The organism is Alcanivorax sp. HI0044, assembly GCF_001634945.1.
Genome location: NZ_LWEZ01000045.1, coordinates 1 through 733, shown reverse-complemented (window position 1 = coordinate 733; position 733 = coordinate 1). Strand labels below are relative to the sequence as shown.

At 55.9% G+C, this 733-nt stretch carries 1 pseudogene; it reads right to left on the bottom strand.

Features of this window, described 5'->3' with window-relative positions:
* Positions 1-29: 29 nt before the first annotated feature.
* Positions 30-733 (bottom strand): annotated as a pseudogene (locus tag A3730_RS00510) (F0F1 ATP synthase subunit beta); the annotation flags it as partial.

Here is a 733-nt window from a genome sequence, read left to right as displayed (position 1 = left end):
TCGCCATTTGCTTGTCTCCCGGGTGCAGGTTACTTGCTACGCTTGTTGTAGGCTTCAATCACTTCGTCGATAGAGCCCTTCATGTAGAAGTCCTGCTCCGGGATGTGATCGTAATCACCGCCAAGAATGCCCTTGAAGCCCGCGAGGGTGTCTTTCAGGGAAACATACTTGCCCGGGGAGCCAGTAAATACTTCGGCCACGAAGAACGGCTGGGACAGGTAACGCTCGATCTTACGGGCACGAGATACGGTCAGTTTATCGTCTTCTGACAGCTCGTCCATACCCAGGATCGCGATGATGTCCTTCAGCTCTTTGAAGCGCTGCAGTACGGTTTGAACGCCACGAGCGATGTCGTAGTGTTCTTGACCGATAACCAGCGGATCCAGCTGACGCGAGGTGGAATCCAGCGGGTCGATCGCCGGGTAGATGCCCTTGGAGGCGATGTCACGGCTTAGGGATACAGTGGAATCCAGGTGCGCGAAGGTGGTGGCCGGAGACGGGTCAGTCAAGTCATCCGCCGGTACGTATACCGCCTGTACGGAGGTAATGGAACCGGTCTTGGTGGAAGTAATACGCTCTTGCAGAACGCCCATCTCTTCCGCCAGGGTCGGCTGGTAACCTACCGCTGAAGGCATACGGCCCAGCAGTGCAGATACTTCGGTACCGGCCAGGGTGTAACGGTAGATGTTATCCACGAAGAACAGTACGTCGCGACCTTCGTCACGGAACTTCT